General features: G+C 60.8%; 13 protein-coding genes. 6 read left to right on the top strand and 7 right to left on the bottom strand.

Annotated elements, in window-relative coordinates; translation table 11 throughout:
* The first annotated feature begins 179 nt into the window (after window positions 1-179).
* Window positions 180-2,126 (top strand): response regulator, encoded by a 1,947-nt coding sequence (locus tag ACNO8S_RS17500; protein WP_050038458.1) that lies wholly within the window; start codon window positions 180-182, stop codon window positions 2,124-2,126.
* Between the two features lie 167 nt (window positions 2,127-2,293).
* On the opposite strand, the gene ACNO8S_RS17495 is transcribed toward ACNO8S_RS17500, so the two are convergent.
* Both ACNO8S_RS17495 and ACNO8S_RS17490 read right to left on the bottom strand, forming a co-directional pair.
* Window positions 2,294-3,010, bottom strand: coding sequence for an alpha/beta fold hydrolase (locus tag ACNO8S_RS17495; protein WP_064289069.1), 717 nt, complete (start codon window positions 3,008-3,010; stop codon window positions 2,294-2,296).
* Window positions 3,011-3,942: 932 nt separating this feature from the next.
* Entirely contained in the window at window positions 3,943-5,187 is a 1,245-nt protein-coding gene (locus ACNO8S_RS17490; protein WP_014031033.1) for an ABC transporter substrate-binding protein, read from the bottom strand.
* A 159-nt stretch (window positions 5,188-5,346) separates the two neighbouring features.
* Between ACNO8S_RS17490 and ACNO8S_RS17485 the strand changes: the two genes are divergently transcribed.
* Window positions 5,347-6,456 carry a guanosine monophosphate reductase gene (locus ACNO8S_RS17485; protein ID WP_420182999.1) on the top strand — a complete coding sequence of 370 codons (1,110 nt, stop codon included), beginning with the start codon at window positions 5,347-5,349 and terminating at the stop codon, window positions 6,454-6,456.
* Between the two features lie 61 nt (window positions 6,457-6,517).
* Here the strand turns inward: ACNO8S_RS17485 and ACNO8S_RS17480 are convergent, their stop codons facing one another.
* On the bottom strand, window positions 6,518-6,892 hold the full coding sequence (locus ACNO8S_RS17480) for an SHOCT domain-containing protein (protein WP_007188436.1): 375 nt from the start codon (window positions 6,890-6,892) through the stop codon (window positions 6,518-6,520).
* Between the two features lie 178 nt (window positions 6,893-7,070).
* Between ACNO8S_RS17480 and ACNO8S_RS17475 the strand changes: the two genes are divergently transcribed.
* Window positions 7,071-8,456 (top strand): permease, encoded by a 1,386-nt coding sequence (locus ACNO8S_RS17475; protein ID WP_050038375.1) that lies wholly within the window; start codon window positions 7,071-7,073, stop codon window positions 8,454-8,456.
* 159 nt (window positions 8,457-8,615) lie between these two features.
* On the opposite strand, the gene ACNO8S_RS17470 is transcribed toward ACNO8S_RS17475, so the two are convergent.
* Both ACNO8S_RS17470 and fdhF read right to left on the bottom strand, forming a co-directional pair.
* The gene (locus ACNO8S_RS17470) at window positions 8,616-8,894 is read right to left on the bottom strand and encodes a hypothetical protein (RefSeq protein ID WP_420182998.1); all 279 of its coding nucleotides are present in this window, start codon (window positions 8,892-8,894) and stop codon (window positions 8,616-8,618) included.
* A gap of 154 nt (window positions 8,895-9,048) precedes the next feature.
* Window positions 9,049-11,100 carry a formate dehydrogenase subunit alpha gene (gene fdhF / locus ACNO8S_RS17465; protein ID WP_420182997.1) on the bottom strand — a complete coding sequence of 684 codons (2,052 nt, stop codon included), beginning with the start codon at window positions 11,098-11,100 and terminating at the stop codon, window positions 9,049-9,051.
* Between the two features lie 204 nt (window positions 11,101-11,304).
* Between fdhF and ACNO8S_RS17460 the strand changes: the two genes are divergently transcribed.
* From ACNO8S_RS17460 to ACNO8S_RS17450, 3 genes are read left to right on the top strand one after another with little or no spacing between them, the layout of a single operon-like run.
* The gene (locus tag ACNO8S_RS17460) at window positions 11,305-13,218 is read left to right on the top strand and encodes a NosD domain-containing protein (protein ID WP_420182996.1); all 1,914 of its coding nucleotides are present in this window, start codon (window positions 11,305-11,307) and stop codon (window positions 13,216-13,218) included.
* Window positions 13,215-13,940 carry an ABC transporter ATP-binding protein gene (locus tag ACNO8S_RS17455; RefSeq protein WP_014031038.1) on the top strand — a complete coding sequence of 242 codons (726 nt, stop codon included), beginning with the start codon at window positions 13,215-13,217 and terminating at the stop codon, window positions 13,938-13,940. The genes ACNO8S_RS17460 and ACNO8S_RS17455 overlap by 4 nt, the downstream gene beginning before the upstream one ends.
* Complete coding sequence (locus ACNO8S_RS17450; protein WP_146417825.1) at window positions 13,937-14,749, top strand: ABC transporter permease; 813 nt, start codon at window positions 13,937-13,939, stop codon at window positions 14,747-14,749. The genes ACNO8S_RS17455 and ACNO8S_RS17450 overlap by 4 nt, the downstream gene beginning before the upstream one ends.
* A 2-nt stretch (window positions 14,750-14,751) precedes the next feature.
* Here ACNO8S_RS17450 and ACNO8S_RS17445 read toward each other — a convergent pair whose 3' ends face one another.
* Together ACNO8S_RS17445 and ACNO8S_RS17440 are read right to left on the bottom strand one after the other, a co-directional pair.
* Window positions 14,752-15,279 (bottom strand): winged helix-turn-helix transcriptional regulator, encoded by a 528-nt coding sequence (locus tag ACNO8S_RS17445; protein WP_050038369.1) that lies wholly within the window; start codon window positions 15,277-15,279, stop codon window positions 14,752-14,754.
* A gap of 70 nt (window positions 15,280-15,349) precedes the next feature.
* Complete coding sequence (locus tag ACNO8S_RS17440) at window positions 15,350-15,910, bottom strand: nitrous oxide reductase accessory protein NosL (protein WP_420182995.1); 561 nt, start codon at window positions 15,908-15,910, stop codon at window positions 15,350-15,352.
* Between the last annotated feature and the right edge of the window lie 38 nt (window positions 15,911-15,948).

Raw genomic sequence — 15,948 nt, 5'->3', positions numbered from 1 at the left:
GAGTACGATACAGCCGGCTTTCTGATGCAGATCCAATCAGATTTTAGATGGCACAGATGCCACCTATTCGTTCATCGGGTACCACAAATCAGGCACCGCCGGTATCGGAGTATATATTCTGAGATTTGGGTCCGCAACTTTATGAACCGAAATTAGGTAGATCCGATATTGTGCCAGAGATGTCGAGTATTGCTGTGCTGCATGTCGATGACGAACCGGATTTTCTAGATGTAGCAACCGAAATACTCGAACAGCAATCCAGTAAACTCAATGTTATAACTGCAGCAAGTGCTACTGAAGCGCTCGACTGCCTTGCTACAACTCGCGTTGACTGTCTTATCAGCGACTACCGAATGCCCGGGAAAGACGGTATTGAACTCCTCAAAACCGTCCGTGAGGAGTACCCTGATCTCCCGTTTATTCTTTTTACCGGTGAGGGGAGCGAAGCGGTCGCTAGCGACGCCATCGCCGCCGGTGCAACCGATTATCTGCGGAAAGGGCACGGCATGGAACGATACGAACTCCTCGCAAACCGTGTCGAAAACGCCGTCGAACAATACCGCACCAATCAGCGCGCTGCTGAACTTGAACGGGTTCGCGACCTCGTAAGCAGTATCGACCAGGCTCTCATCCGGGCGAGTTCGCTCTCGGAGATCAAAACTCGTGTCTGTGAGATCATTAGCGACTCTGAGCCCTACCTGTTCGCATGGATCGGCGAGCAGGAGCCTGACACAGACCGAATCGAGCCACAGGCCTGGGCCGGCGTCGAGGACGAGTACCTCGATACTATCGTTGTCACTGCGGACGACTCCCCGACCGGACGAGGTCCCGCGGGCACGGCCGTTCGAGAACGACGTATTGCGACGTCACAGAATATTCAAGATGACCCGGCGTTCGAGGTCTGGCGAGAGGAGGCACTCGACCGCGGCTATCGAAGCACCGCTGCGGTCCCGCTGGAATACAATAGCACTCTGTACGGTCTCCTGTGCGTCTATTCGTCCCGTTCGTTTGCCTTTAGTGAGGACGAACAGGAGTTACTCGACGAACTCGGGGATAGCATCTCACACGCCATGCACTCGCTGAAGATCCGAGACGAACTGCGTGCAGAGCGGACATTTATCGATCAGGCGCTCGATTCGCTTGCCGACATATTCTACGTGCTCGATTCCGAAGGCAACGTCCAGCGCTGTAACGAACAATTCGAAAGGCTGGCCGGGTACGCCGACGAGGAGATCTCTGATCTCGACGCACTCAGTCTTTTTCCGGAAGAAGAACGAGAGGGAGTCTCCGAGGCGATTGAGGAGGCGCTCACAACGGGCCACTCGACCATCGAAGCGGAGTTCCTTACCGGAGCGGGGAAGCGTATTCCCCACGAGTTCACCGGTGACCGCTTGACTGATCAGGACGGTAACCTGATAGGGCTTGTCGGCACCGGTCGAAATATATCCGCACGGACAAAGCGTGAACGGGAACTGCAGGATCAAAAAGAACAGCTAGAGCAGTTTGCCGCTACTGTCAGCCACGACCTTCGGAACCCGCTAAACGTCATCCGAGGTCGGCTGGATCTCGTTCAGGAAACGCATTCGAGCGATCACCTTGCTGTGATCGAGACAGCGACTGAACGGATGGAACGCATTGTGGAGGACCTCCTCTGGCTAGCGCGGGAGCAACGGGAAATCGGGTCACTGGAACCTGTTGCGATCGAAGTCGCTGCCGAGGCGGCGTGGAAACTTGTATCCGATCCTGCAGATGAAGCCGAACTGCACTGCGATTGCGAGGCCGATACCCAGCCACTGATAAAAGCGGATACCGACCAATTCCGGCATCTGCTGGAAAACCTGTTCAGGAACACGATCGATCACGCTGGGCTGGATGTCACTGTCGTTGTCGGCGGTATCTTCGATGACACCAACGGATTCTACATCGAAGACGACGGCCCTGGAATCCCCGTCGAGGACCGCGAAAAGGTGTTTGAGGCTGGCTACTCGACTTCCGAATCGGGGACTGGTCTGGGCCTCAATATCGTCAAACGAGTCGCTGACGCACATGGCTGGGATATTCGCGTAACCGAGAGCTCGATGGGTGGGACACGATTTGAGATTACTGGCCTCGAAATCATCGAATGACTCACTGTTTCGCATCGGCACCGGTCTCCTTGCAGTTTGGAGTACCCGCCTCGACGAGATTTCTTGGCTCGGCCAGGGTGGGTACGATTCCTCATTTCTTTGCCATGCGATGCTGATACGAATCTACCCTTACCTTACACAGGAACATATGTGGGCCTCTTTGCTCGCTAATGAACCTCAAGAAGCTGATGAGACAGTTGCTGGGGTATCGACACCATCGGCCAATGACCCGTGTCCAGTTCACCGAGTTGCCACTCCCGTTGCTCACACAACTGCCGAATCATATCGAGGGTGGAGCCGTCCATCCCGCTCTGGGTACAAAGTATATAGCTGGTGGGTAACGATACGTTGGGGGTACCGACGTTCACTTGCTGTCTGAACGTATCCAGTGGATGCGGGACGGCTTTTTCTCGCATCCACTCTGTGTCCTCGTCCGAGATACCCACCCAGCCCGAATGGTCATCTGGGAGAGGCCAGCCGCCAGCATGATCTTCGGCCGCTGCCTCCATCGTTTTCCACTCGTCCAGTGGATAGAATTCAGCTGCTGAAACCGGATCGTCGTTCATTGGAATCAGCGCATCCAAGTAGACCATGTGTTTGAGCCGCTCGGGAACTCGCTCTGCCACTCCCGTCACAACAAGGCCCGCATAGCTATGCCCGAGGAGGACAACATCTGTGAGGTCGTTGTATTCGAGGACATTTACAATGTCCGTAATATGTGTTTCTAAGTCGACCTCACAGTGTGAAAGGTGTTCTCGCTCACCAAGGCCAGTGAGTGTCGGTGTATATACTTCGTGTCCCTCCTCACGGAGCAGTGGGTGAAGGTACTTCCAGCACCATCCACCGAGCCATGCTCCGGGGACGAGAACGAACTGTTGTTCCATGTCTCTCGGTAGGATTGCAGAGGTGATATAGTCCGTTGTAGCAAAGCGGAATGATCCGGAGCTTAGCTGATACTGTCGATTGTAACTATTTCAAGATATTCGCCACCCCGAGGTGGCGAAATGCTTCACAGACTTACAGCCGACAGTACGAATGCCAGCCCGACTAGCAGTGGGTTACCTGTCGGGTCCGATCTGTAGTTAGTGAAAAATGAGTGGATTGCGATAAAAACCAACAGACTGCGTGGGGATTTCACAAACGTTTTATATACACTCGTATCGGTGCTAGGTGGGTTCTGGGCCCTGTCCAATCGCGTTGGATTCGCCCACACGATTGCTTCGGGCTGGAATCCGTCGTCGAAATCGACGACTTCCGATGGTACGTTGCACCCCATTTCTCCCACCCCCATAGCAACGTACCATTCTTTCGTGTGATTGACTGAGTTGTGCGTCCCGTTGACGACTGTATTCCGTGGAATTTTCACTATGTTAGGAGTTACCACAAAAATATCACAAACGGCGCATTACACCGACATGGGTTCTGATCCCCGTTTTGGGCCCCTTCCTCCTTTGAGCCACTTCCTCCAACCCATACCTCGGGTCCAGAACCCACCGTGCCTCTGACTGCAGTGGGTGGCACACAAGGTGCCCATTGCCACCCGCCGTCCGCTTTCCCGCAGGAGCCCAAAACCTGTTTGGCCGTACTTGCTTACGAAAGCGTGAAACTGCTGTCTCTGTCGTGGCCGCTACCGATGGTAAGTAACTTCTCGCAGAAGCGTGTGCCGCGTCAGTCAGCGCACCGTTTCAGCACCGCTGAGCAGGTGGTGACAGCTTCAACAGGAACGTCCCGCTCGTCAGTTGCGTACCTCGATCACTGTTTTTGAGCACCGACGGCAACGGTACAACACGTTACTCCGTCACTGTGAGTCGGCACCTCAGCTCGATTCGGCGAGGATGTCGGCGAGTTCATCGCGGTCAAACAGCTGTTCGTCCTCGGGAATGGCCGGGAGCTCGCCAGCGGTGATCTCGCCCGGCCACTCCCCGAACTCGTCGGGATAGAGCTGTTTTCCAAGCATCTCCGTCTGAAAGAGATTGATGATCGGGCCCTGATAGGCTGACCCGCCGACGTACAGTTCGTCCTCCTGAACGGCGGTGAGTTCCTGCCCCAGCGAGCTATCACGCATCCCCTCGACCGTCTTTCTCAGCGCATCCTCGCCGTTCCAGTCGCGGTAATTGACGCCGAAGTGGAACACCAGCACGTCGGGATCGATGTCGAGTAGCGCCTCGTAGTCGACCTGAATCCCGGACTGGCCACCGTACTCGCCCTCGAACGCGTCGACAACGCCGAGATCTCTGTACTGTTTTTTCCCGTACGCCTTGTCGATCTCGGTTCTGGGGTTGTAGGCACGGAAGAACCCCTCGTTGTCGGGGTTTATCTGTGCGTTGAGCAATCCGACGCTCGGACGGTCGGACTCCGGTGGAACCCGGGACCGCATTTCCTGTAGCGCCTGCTCGTAGAGAGTGTTGATAGCAGCGGCTGTCTCGGGCTTTCCGAGCAGTGCCCCGTACCTGCTGACGAATTCGGGGATATCGTAGTAGGGATAGGACTCACCACTGGGCCATGTGGGCCAGTCGTCGCCGCGCTTGCGGCGGCTGGCGTTCCCAAAGAACGGCCCAATCGAATCGGTAATTTCGGAGATATCGCCCTCGTCAGCACCGTAGTACGAAATGAACCGGTTCGGGTCAGTAGCGAACAGGTCCGGGTCGAGTTCGTAGAGCATCTCCGTTCGGAGCGACCAGTCGTCTGTCCGGACCAACTCCAGTGACTCGGGGTCGGGCACGTCTACGCCGGGAAGCTGGTCGTAAAACCCGGTAAACCAGAACTGGTTGCCTTCGGCGGCGATGAGTTTGTCGGCCTCCCCCAGTGCAGTCAGGATGTCCTCCTCGAATCCCCACCCGCCGACGATAGTCTCCGGGTTCGACTCGAGTCTGAGTTCGCCGACCGGTGCCATCGTCCCTGAAAAAGACCGGTCGGGTCCTGCCTTGGTTTCCCCTGACTCGGTGGCCTCACTCGAAGCCCCAGAACAACCCGCGAGCGAGCCAGCGGTCAGCAGCGTGGTCCCGTACTTTACGCACTCCCTCCGTGTCGACCACGTTTCGTCCGGATCTGTCTTCGCCATAGATTTTAGCCCAGCCTAAAGTAACAAATAACCTTCGATTTTTAGCCCAGCCTAAAAATAATGGCAACCCAGCCACGCGGAACGAGTCGTGGCCGCGCACGTGCAGGGCATCTACAATCCGAGATGCTTTTGTGCTAGGAGGGGCTCCGTTAGCGGGGTATGAACGACTTACGTACTGGGTTGAGTTACGGCGACGTTCTTCTCGTCCCGAAACGATCACCGGTCGACAGTCGGAGTGACATCGACCTTTCGACGCCGCTTACTCCCGCTGTTGAGCTAGACACGCCGCTCGTCTCCGCCGCGATGGACACCGTCACGGAGGCAGAACTGGCAACCGAGCTTGCGCGCTCAGGTGGGTTCGGGGTGCTGCACCGGTTCCTTACGCCCGAAGAACAGGCCGAGCAAGTAAAGCAGGTGAAAGCAGCGGACGAACAGGTCGGTGCGGCCGTCGGCATCAACGAAGATTACGTCGCACGGAGCGCTTCCGTGATTGCGGCCGGTGTCGATGCGCTCGTCGTCGACGTGGCCCACGGACACCTGGACCGGACGCTCAATGCCGTCGAAACCCTCGCCGACGAATTCCCCGACACCAACATCATCGCCGGCAACGTCGCGACGCCCGCAGGTGTCGAAGACCTCGCCGCCGCCGGGGCCGACTGTGTCAAAGTCGGTATCGGGCCGGGGTCGCACTGCACCACCCGGAAAGTGGCGGGTGCCGGCGTCCCCCAGCTGACCGCTGTCGATGACTGTGCTACAGCCGCCGAGGATCTGGACGTCACTATCTGCGCGGATGGCGGCATTCGCACGTCCGGTGATGCGGTGAAAGCCCTGATGGCTGGGGCAGACACCGTGATGCTCGGGAGCCTCTTTGCCGGTACGGAGGAGGCCCCCGGTGCAGTCGTCGAAGTCGATGGCACGCGGTACAAGCGATCACGAGGGATGGCGACCACCGCCGCGGCCGAGGACCGTGATGACAAACAGAACAACGTCAGCGCCGACGAAGGAGTCGAAGCACTGACCCCGTACAAAGGCTCTGTGGCTGCCGTGGCCGAGGAGTTCTGTGCCGGCATCCGTTCCGGGCTCTCCTACTGTGGCGGGCACACCATCGCTGCGGCCCGCGACAAGGCGGAGTTCATCCGTGTCGCCCAGAGCGCGAAAGAACGCGAGGGGTTCCACACGGACCACGACTGGGAAGGCGTCAACGTGGAGAGTGAAGCCACACAGGTCCGCGACGCCGGCACCGAAGCAACTGTCGACAGTGACGACTGAACTGATAGCAACGACTGGACAGGCTAGCTGCCTATCGAGGGCATCAAAAAGAGACGGTAAATCACTCCGTATCGCGTTCGAGTGTCGCCCGTCGCTGTTCGTATTCCTCGTCAGTCAGCTCTCCGCGGGCGTAGGCGAGCTTGAGTTCTTCGAACGCTTGGTCCGAGTCATTCTCACTGCCGACTACGGCCCTGTAAACGAGGTAACCACCGCCGATAATGGCGGCTAGGAACAGGAGTCGCATCACGATTCCGACGACGAACATCCAGCCCGGCATCGTTCCGCCGCCCCACATTCCACTGCCCCACATACCGCCCATCATCGGCCCGAACCCCATCATCCCGAAGCCCATGAAGACCATCGGAACGATGACGAAGGCACCAATGATGAGGAGCAGGATCGTGACCAGCCGTGTGTCGTCCGTAGTTTCAGGCATATATGTTCACTCCGTGGGTCCGCCTCTACTGTTACGTACGTGGTCATAGTTCAATGCGGTTGCGCCTTAGATTCATGTGAATCGAACCCCTATATTCTTGTTTCCACAGCTGAAGCCGGCTATAGGGCACGATATCTTAAGGGAAACTGCAAAAGACGACCCCTACGATAGTACCGTTATGCAGGCCACGATGATCGACGGGGTGGTTGAAGCCCTCCGTATCGGTGTCGGATTCCTCTGGACAGCCGCGTGGGCGATCATCATGGGCCTCACGATTACGAGTCTCGTTCAGGTCTACGTCTCGAAAGAGCGAATGGCAGACGTGCTGGGCGACGGTGATCTGACCGGCCTCACCAAAGCGACCGCGTTCGGGGCAGCGAGCAGTGGGTGCAGTTTCGGGGCCGTCGCCATCGGGAAGGGGTTGTTCAAGAAAGGTGCTCACGCGGTGAACTTCCTGGCGTTCATGTTCGCGTCGACGAACCTCATCGTCGAACTCGGGTTGATGATACTGATTCTGCTGGGCTGGGAGTTCCTCGTCGCCGAACTCCTCGGCGGCCTCATCCTCATCGCTGTCATGGCCGTCATCGTCCACTTCACACTCCCCGAGACCCTGTTCGACGAAGTGCGTACGACGCTCAACGAGCGTGACCGAGCGTCGGGCGCAACTGAGGACCCCACATGCGGGATGGAGGGCACAGACGAGTACACACTCACGACCGACGGCGGGGAGACGCTGCAGTTCTGCTCGGAGGGCTGTATGGAGACCTACCTGCAGACGACGTCCAGTCGCGGCGGGTGGCGCGAGGAGTTGCTGTCCTGGGGCGGCTGGTACAAGATCGGGAACCAGTACCGCAAGGAGTGGTCGATGATCTGGAAGGACGTCATCGCGGGCTTTCTCGTCTCCGGGTTCGTCATCGTCTTCGTCCCGCAGTGGGTGTGGAACACGCTGTTCGTCCAGGGTGATGGCCTGCTCGTAACCGCCGAGAACGCGATCATGGGCGTCGCCATCGCCGTCGTCAGCTTCGTCGGCAGTATGGGTAACGTCCCCTTCGCCGTCGCACTCTGGGGCGGCGGCATCAGCTTCGCCGGCGTCATCGCGTTCGTCTACGCCGACCTCATCACGATCCCCGTGTTGAACGTCTACCGGAAGTACTACGGCTGGAAGGTCATGCTGTACATCCTTTGTGTCTTCTTCGTGACGATGGCGTTCACCGGCTTCCTCATGGAACTGCTGTTCGACGCCTTCGGCATCGTCCCGGATCTGGCCGGCGGGGAGACGGCGACCGAGCAGACGTACTTCCAGCTCAACTACACGTTCTACCTTAACCTCATCGCCTTCGCGCTCTCTGGGTTTCTCCTGTACGTGTACCGCCGCGGCCTCGGTGCGCCCGGGCAGTACCGCGACCCGGTGTGTGGGATGCGGACCGACGAGGCGGGATCGAGCGCGTCCCACGAGGGGACGACGTATTATTTCTGCTCACAGACCTGCAGAGACGCCTTCGATTCGAACCCGGGCGCGTACGCCACCGGACACCCGATGGTGATGGAGGGACACGACCACTGACGGCTGTTTCGTCACAGCCGCCAACACCTGCTTCGGCGACGGCCAGTGTGTACACAGCAGTACCTTTAGACAGAAGTTGCGAGGCCTGGCTGTGTGGCGGATTTGAATTGCTGTCTTTAGGACCTCGACTACCCAGATTTAACCGTATTGTTGACCGTGTTACTCGTCGCCCCCGTCAGCCGCGGGCAGGTCGTCGTCTGTCTCTCCAGCGCTCTGCAACAGGAGATCCGTACCGGCTGCGGCAACCATACCAACGCCAACCGCGCGCAACTGCCGGCGATACGCCGGCTTCACCTGCAACTCCGACGCATTGTCGAAGTTCTTCCCGATCATGGCTTTGATGAATTTGACACTTATCTGCGGGAAGAGCGCAGTCACCACGCCCTGGAAGAGCACGACTGCTGCACCGAGTTTGCGACTCTTTTGACAGTCCAACATACGTTCATCTGCGCGTCCGACAGGAATTACTATTGCGACTAATCCACTCCATTGAGAAACGTAGAAACTGTTTTATTGGTGTCTAGAGCGCATCGACCACGCTCCGCAAGCCGTTTGAATTGGCCACCTGTACGACCAGTCTCTCACCGGTGCACTACCCTGCCTTCCGCACCGTCACCGCCGAGTGCTTGTACTCGGGAATCTCGGCGACCGGGTCGAGGGCATCGCCGGTCAGGGCGTTTGCGAGCGGGTCCAGATAGTGGAAGGTGCAGAACACGACCCCGGGCCGAATAGCCGCCGTCACGGCCGCCGACACTGTCACGCTTCCGCGGTCGTTCTCCACGACGACAGTATCGCCGTCCTCGATATTCCGAGCGGCGGCATCGTCCGGATGGATTTCGAGGACGTCCTCCCCGCGCATTCGCATGAGCGTCTCAGACCGGCGAGTGAGTGCGCCGCTGTTGAAGTGCTGGAGCGCGCGGCCCGTCGTGAGAACGAGTTGTTCCTCGGCGACGGCATCGGCCGGTGGCGACGGCGAGACCGGAAGCAGCGGTGCCGTCTGCTCGCCAGAGGCGAACGTCTCCGCATGGAGAACGTCGGTGCCGGAATCGGCGTCCGCCGGGAACGGCCACCGCTGGTAGCTGTCTCCGATGCCGTCGTAACTCATGCCGGCGTACAGCGGATTGACCCGCGTTAGCTCCTCGAACACCCCTTCCGGGCCATCGTAGTCGAACGCGTCCGACTGGCCGACCAACCGCTGACCGAGGTCCGTGAGGATATCGAGGTCACGGCGGGCGTTCCCGGGCAGGTCAGCGTTCGGTCGCATCCGCATCACTCGCCGGTCCGTGTTAGTCACGGTCCCCGCTTTCTCCGCCCAACTGCTCCCCGGAAGCACGACGTCTGCGTGGTCGACGGTCGCCGTTTCGAAGAGGTCTATGACGACGCAGAAATCGAGTTCACCGAAGCCGGCCCTGACAGAACTGGCGTTCGGTTCCGTGACGGCTGGGTTCTCGCCGAACACGACCGCAGCCTTGACGGCGTCACCGAACTGGTGTGTCGCAGTGGTCTCCGTCAGGCCGGGTTCGTTCGGCGGCTCGACGCCCCATTCGTCGGCGAGCCGCTGTCGTGCATCCGCATCAGTAACGGGCTCGTATCCGGGGAGCACGTTGGGAAGCGCGCCGACGTCGCCGGCTCCCTGGACGTTGTTCTGGCCGCGGAGCGGGTTCACGCCCGTGCCCGGGCGACCGACGTTGCCGGTCAACAGCGCGAGGTTCAACAGCGCGTGCACGTTGTCGGTCCCACACGTGTGCTGGCTCATCCCCATTCCGGTGACGATTGCCGCTGTATCGGCCTCGGCGTATGCTCGGGCCGCTTCTCGGACGGTTTCCGGGGCAACACCGACTACGTCGGCACCCGATTCGATGTCGGCGTCGTCGAGATGTGCTGTCAGATCTGTATAGCCGGTCGTTCGATCCTCGATGAACGACTCGTCGACGAGTCCCTCCTCAACGACGACTTTCGCCATCGAATTGAGGAGCTGGATGTCGTATCCGGGACGGACATCGAGGTGGATGTCGGCGGCATCGGTCGTGTCCGTCTCGCGCGGGTCGATATGAATGAGCGTAGCTCCGTTGCGAATCGCCGGCAGAAAGTACGAACGGAAAATGACAGGGTGCTGTTCGGCCGGATTCGCGCCGGTGACGAGCAGACAGTCGGTTTCTGCGAGATCATCGAGCGTGTTCGTCATCGCCCCGGCACCGAGGCGCCCGCTCATCGCGGCGACCGTCGACGAATGACAGAGGCGAGCACAGTTGTCGACGTTGTTGGTGCCGAGCATCCGCGCAATCTTTTGAAAGACGTAGTTCTCCTCGTTCGTGCAGTTCGACGAGGCGAAGAATTCGACTGCGTCTGGCCCGTGCTGGTCGATGATTTCCCCGAGTCGGTTGGCCACGCGAGATAGGGCGGTTTCCCAGGGAGCAGTGACGAAGTGACCGCTCTCACGGACCAGTGGCTCGGTCAGTCGGTCCTCGTGTTCGACTACGTCGAACGCGGCTCCGCCCTTGGGACAGATCTCTCCTTTCGTGTTCACTGGCCCCGCTGTGCCGGTCGCCTTCCCGTTGCCCGCGTATTCTATCGTACAGCCGACGCCACAGTACGGACAGACTGTCTGCTCGGCCCGGGGGTTTTGATCCTGACTGTCACTCATTACTCTTTCGAACAAACGGAACGCAGATACAAGTAGCCGACCGGTAAAACCTGTGCGAGTTTATTAGTGTGTCAATAACTTCACTTTTGGAACAGTGCCAGACCTGTTTTCGGGCTGTCGCGGCTGACCGTGCTTGCGGGTGCGCCGCCAGTTTCGAGAGCCACACCACATACTGTAATGGGATGTCGATCGTAGTATCAGTAGATGCGACCAGCCCTGACGACTGTGCAAGTCTTCGCGCTACTCGCGGTAGTTCTCAGTACACTGGTTTTCGCTGCGTCGTTTGCCGTCGACACCACCAGCGCCCGCCCCGAACCGGTGGCGTTCGACAACACCGTGCAACGCGGTGTTACGGCGGCCGACGAACAGATTGCCCGGAATCGGAGTATCAGCGTCCCGCGCGCGCAAGTCTTCTACTCGCAGTACCGCTACGTCGTCGGCTACGTCGGCCTCAGTCAGGCTGTGACAGCGCTCACGGAGCCGGGACACGAGCAGCAGTTCGGCTATCCACTCGCGGTGTACGTTTCAGACTACAGTGACCGGCCGGTCAGGTGTGGCGATGACGGCTCGCTCCGGACCGCCACACCGCCGGACTGGGTCGAAGCCAATCAGGCCCACTACGTTGTCGATGGCTCGGCGCGAGTCCCGTCCGGGCCGGCAGTTGTGCCCTTCGCTGACCGGGACGACGCTGCGGCGTTCGCGGAGACGTGCGGCGGACGAATTATCGACTGGGAGACGCTCAAGACTCGTTCGTTCGACCTCAAGCAAGCGGCGGCGGTCCGAAAGCAGGTCGGCCCGCGCCGAAGCAATGCCGATGCCACTGTGCAGGCGGCGCGAGAACGCCGAAACCGGCCTGTCTCGGTCGAAGTTGGAACTGATGCTCCGACGGTTCAGGCGGCCGTCGATGCGGCCCCGCCGAACACGACGGTCGTCGTCCCGGCCGGTACGTACGACGAGCAGGTGACGATAGACAAGCCACTCACCCTCAGCGGCCCCGGAGCGACGCTCGACGGGGGTGGGAGCGGCACCGTCGTCACCGTAACCGCAGACCGGGTCGGTGTCACCGGCTTCGAAATCGTCGGCGTCGGCAACACGACGGTCGGCGACCCGACGCAGAGCAACAATAGCGCCTGGGACGCCACCGTCACGACCGCCTACGGAAACAGCGACGCCGCCGTGACCGGTCGAAACGCGTCCGGACTGTACGTCGCGAACCTCAGCGTCGAGACGCCCGCCAGTGGCGTCGTGTTGCGCCGGACACCCGGTGCGGTTGTCGAGAATGTCACGGTCAACGGGACGGCAGACTGGCAGGACGGGTTCATGGGCGTTATCGGGATGCACGGGCCGATCGTCGTGCAGGATTCGGTGTTCAACGGCGGACGTGACGGCGTCTACCTCCACCGGGCCGACGGGACCGCCGTCCGGAACAACACGTTCCGGGACAACCGCTTTGGCGTCCACCTGATGTACACCTCCCGGTCGCTCGTTGCGGACAACGTCGCTCGGGGACAGGAGTACGCCGGCGTCGTCGTCATGACGAATCCCGTGGCAAACGCCATCGTCGGGAACGACGTGCGCCACTCCGGCAGCGGCGTCATGTTAGCTGGGTCCCGGAGCTATATCGCGCACAACGTGGTAGTCGACACCGATCAGGCGATGTCGACAAACGCCGACCGGTCCCTGTACGAGCACAACGTGCTCTACGGGAACGACATCGGCGTGCGAGCATCGACGGTCGTCCCGTCGAACATCGTCACCGAGAACGATTTCATCGCCAACGACCGCCACGCCGTCTCGGGACCGGGGCCGCTACGCGTGTATACTCACGAAGGCAGGGGGAACTACTGGAGCGGTGCGTACGACCTCACAGGGGGAGGTGGCCCCGTGTTGGCCCAGCCATACTCGCCCACCGATTCCGTCGACCGTCGCCTCCACCAGACCGACGCTGCGGTCGTCCTCAGGTCGGCACCGAGTGTCCGGGGTCTCCGGGCGCTCCGCGGCACCACGCCCGGCTTTCGCCGGGGAAGCATCGTCGACAGGGCACCCCTGACAGACCCTGCTAACCCCGGGGCCGTCAGGCATCTTCGAAACGAGACCTCGATGGAGGAGGCAGCATGACCGGGGAGACGTACCTCACGGCGGACGAGGTCACGAAGAAGTACGGCGATGTCACAGCCGTCTCGGAGGTGTCACTCGACGTGCCGTCCGACGCCGTGACTGGGTTCATCGGCCCGAACGGGTCCGGGAAATCGACGCTCCTGCGCGTGCTTCTGGGCGTCGAGCGACCGACCAGCGGCACCGTCTCGTACAGCGGGCCGGAGGCCGAACGACAGTTGGGCTACCTGCCCCAGCGGCCGACCTTCCGGCCGGGCTTTAGCGTCCGGGAGACCGCCGCGTTCTACGCGGACCTCGTCGACGACGACCCGGACCGGCTCCTGGAACGTGTCGGCCTCGAAGAAGTGGCCGGCCGTCCCGTGTCCGGGCTCTCCGGGGGGATGACGCGCCTCCTGGGAATCGCACAGGCACTGGCCGGTGACCCACCCATCGTGATGCTCGACGAACCGGCAAGCGGTCTCGACCCGGCGATGAGTCGGCTGATATTCGACATCGTCGAGTCGATTGCCGACGCCGGTCGCGCCGTGGTTCTTTGCTCACACGAACTGCCGCTCGTCGAGGAGACAGCTGATCGACTGGTAGTGCTCGAATCCGGCCGCCTCGTGCGGACCGGGTCGGTTGACTCTCTGCGAGAACAGACCGGCGGGCCGCTCCACGAGACGTTCACAGCGCTTCTGGAACAGGACAGAGCCACTATCGCTGCACCAGAGGGGACACAGCCATGATCGACGGTAACCGCTTCTGGACCGTTTTCGTGCGAGAGGTCCGGAGCGCGGTCAGGACACGGACCTATCTCGCGCTCGGGCTAGTCACGGGGATTGCCCTGTTCGGCCTCGCCTATGCCGGGGGCGGCCCCGCCGGCGGCTACGTTCCCACCGTCGTCGATACGCTCGTCGCCGTCGAAGTACTCGTGCCGACGCTTGCCTTCGCGGTCGGCTATCGCGCGATAGCCGACCCCGCCGTCCGGGGTGAACTCGATATCCTCGACACCTACCCACTCTCGACGTGGTCGTACGTCGGTGGGGTGTACGCGGGTCGTGCCCTCCTGTTGCTCACTATTGTTGTCGTCCCGCTGCTGGCGCTGGGCGTCAACGTGGCGACGACCGCGGGACCGGAGACAACGGTGTTTGCGAGCCATCGCGGCGTCGACTCGCCGTTCCTGTTCATCCGGTTCGTGGCGTTGACGGTCCTGTACGCGCTCACGTCCCTGACTATCGCGTTCCTGCTGTCGGCGCTCGCCCGAAGCCGGGGCCGAGCACTCGTGCTCGCACTCGCCGGGCTGCTTGTCCTCACCGTCGGCAGTGACCTCGCGGTGTTTGCAGCGCTCGACACCGGCGTCACGACGGGCACACTCGGCGGCGCGCTCGCCATGACGCCAGCCGGGGCGTACCGCGGCCTCGTGTTCGATCAGGTCCTGTACGTCGCTGTTCCGGGCCGGTCAGCGTTCGTCCCGACGTGGGTCGCCGCCCTCTCGCTCCTGTTCTGGTGGGGACTCACGTTCGTGGGGGCGATGCTTGCGACGGATGCGGCCTGATTTCAACCGTCGTCCGTTGCGGCCGCGAGTCCGCCGTCGACCAGCCGCGTGAACCGGTCGATGAGACGGTCCGTGAGCGATGGACGGACTGCAGCGAGCAGCCGCCGTGTCTCGTCAGGGTCGGTCAGGGCCACGACGACACGCCCCCGTTCGCCGTACGACTTTTCGAGTATCCCCGCGTCGGCCAGTGCCGAAACGTGCCAGGAGACCGTACTCCGGGCGACTCCCAGCCGGTCGGTCAGTTCGTCTGCCGACAGGGACTCCGCTTCAAGCAGATGCAGGAGAATCGTGCGCGCAGTCTCGCGCCGGGCAAACGCGAGCACACGTCGCTCCCAGGGGTCGTACTCCCGGCTGTAATAGTGCGTCTTGCCCTGGATTTCCTCGGCAACCACGTCGCCGGCACGACGCAGTTTCCGCAGGTGATACTGTGCCTGCCCAGTCGCGATATCGAGATCTGCCGCAAGCGCGTTGAAATGGACCCCCGGTTTGGACTCGACGTGGGAACGCACTTGCTCAGTAACCGTGGACATAGTCTTCAGTACGGCTTTCCAGCCTCCGGGACAACAGGGTATCGGACGTTCTCACTGCGCGGGAACTCGCCTACATCCCGCCCACCAGTTCTCGCGTTATGTCCTCGGCAGGGAGGGTCTGGCCGCCGTACTCCTCGGCGAACGACTCGGCGTCCGTGCTGTCGCTGAACGGGACGATAGCGGGTCCCATTGCCCCCTCTATCTCCGAATTTGCGACGACTGTGAGCTCTTCAGTCGAAGCGAACGCCTCTGACTCCAAGTGCCGGGAGATGATGGTCTTGCCCCCATCAGTCCGGACATCGTAGTCGGTTGCACTGTAGTCGGTCAGGAACGTCTCCGCAGGCGTCCACCCCGACTGTTCTTTGGCGAACCGATGCCGATACGTGCAGGTCGTACTGCAGAACCGTGCTGGTGGGTCGTGCCCCTCGGGCGTGTTGTCCTGATAGTACGTTTGGCCGACTGGACCCGGGTGCTGGTCGATGACCATCCCACACTGGTCACAGTTCTGTCCGCTCTCGATGACGACCGGTTCCAGCTCTTCACTGGTCCCCAGACACCCCGAGAGCGACACGACTGTCGCGGTCCCGACGATGAAGTGCCGGCGTGTCAGCGCTGGTGCATAGTCAGACATACTAGATAGTACACTAGACGACACCAAATGGTTCGTGG

The sequence above is a fragment of the Haloarcula sp. KBTZ06 genome (assembly GCF_048595605.1).
Lineage (GTDB): Archaea > Halobacteriota > Halobacteria > Halobacteriales > Haloarculaceae > Haloarcula > Haloarcula hispanica.
The sequence above is the reverse complement of the archived record's forward strand: the minus strand, read 5'-3'. Positions and strand labels throughout refer to the sequence as shown.

Excerpts from the sequence above, each read along its gene's own strand:
- ACNO8S_RS17495 (WP_064289069.1), bottom strand. The coding sequence starts at position 3,010 with ATGGAACAACAGTTCGTTCTCGTCCCCGGAGCATGGCTCGGTGGATGG.
- ACNO8S_RS17450 (WP_146417825.1), top strand. The coding sequence starts at position 13,937 with ATGATCGACGGTAACCGCTTCTGGACCGTTTTCGTGCGAGAGGTCCGG.
- fdhF (WP_420182997.1), bottom strand. The coding sequence starts at position 11,100 with ATGAGTGACAGTCAGGATCAAAACCCCCGGGCCGAGCAGACAGTCTGT.
- ACNO8S_RS17475 (WP_050038375.1), top strand. The coding sequence starts at position 7,071 with ATGCAGGCCACGATGATCGACGGGGTGGTTGAAGCCCTCCGTATCGGT.
- ACNO8S_RS17455 (WP_014031038.1), top strand. The coding sequence starts at position 13,215 with ATGACCGGGGAGACGTACCTCACGGCGGACGAGGTCACGAAGAAGTAC.
- ACNO8S_RS17440 (WP_420182995.1), bottom strand. The coding sequence starts at position 15,910 with ATGTCTGACTATGCACCAGCGCTGACACGCCGGCACTTCATCGTCGGG.
- ACNO8S_RS17480 (WP_007188436.1), bottom strand. The coding sequence starts at position 6,892 with ATGCCTGAAACTACGGACGACACACGGCTGGTCACGATCCTGCTCCTC.
- ACNO8S_RS17470 (WP_420182998.1), bottom strand. The coding sequence starts at position 8,894 with ATGTTGGACTGTCAAAAGAGTCGCAAACTCGGTGCAGCAGTCGTGCTC.
- ACNO8S_RS17500 (WP_050038458.1), top strand. The coding sequence starts at position 180 with ATGTCGAGTATTGCTGTGCTGCATGTCGATGACGAACCGGATTTTCTA.
- ACNO8S_RS17485 (WP_420182999.1), top strand. The coding sequence starts at position 5,347 with ATGAACGACTTACGTACTGGGTTGAGTTACGGCGACGTTCTTCTCGTC.
- ACNO8S_RS17490 (WP_014031033.1), bottom strand. The coding sequence starts at position 5,187 with ATGGCGAAGACAGATCCGGACGAAACGTGGTCGACACGGAGGGAGTGC.
- ACNO8S_RS17460 (WP_420182996.1), top strand. The coding sequence starts at position 11,305 with ATGCGACCAGCCCTGACGACTGTGCAAGTCTTCGCGCTACTCGCGGTA.
- ACNO8S_RS17445 (WP_050038369.1), bottom strand. The coding sequence starts at position 15,279 with ATGTCCACGGTTACTGAGCAAGTGCGTTCCCACGTCGAGTCCAAACCG.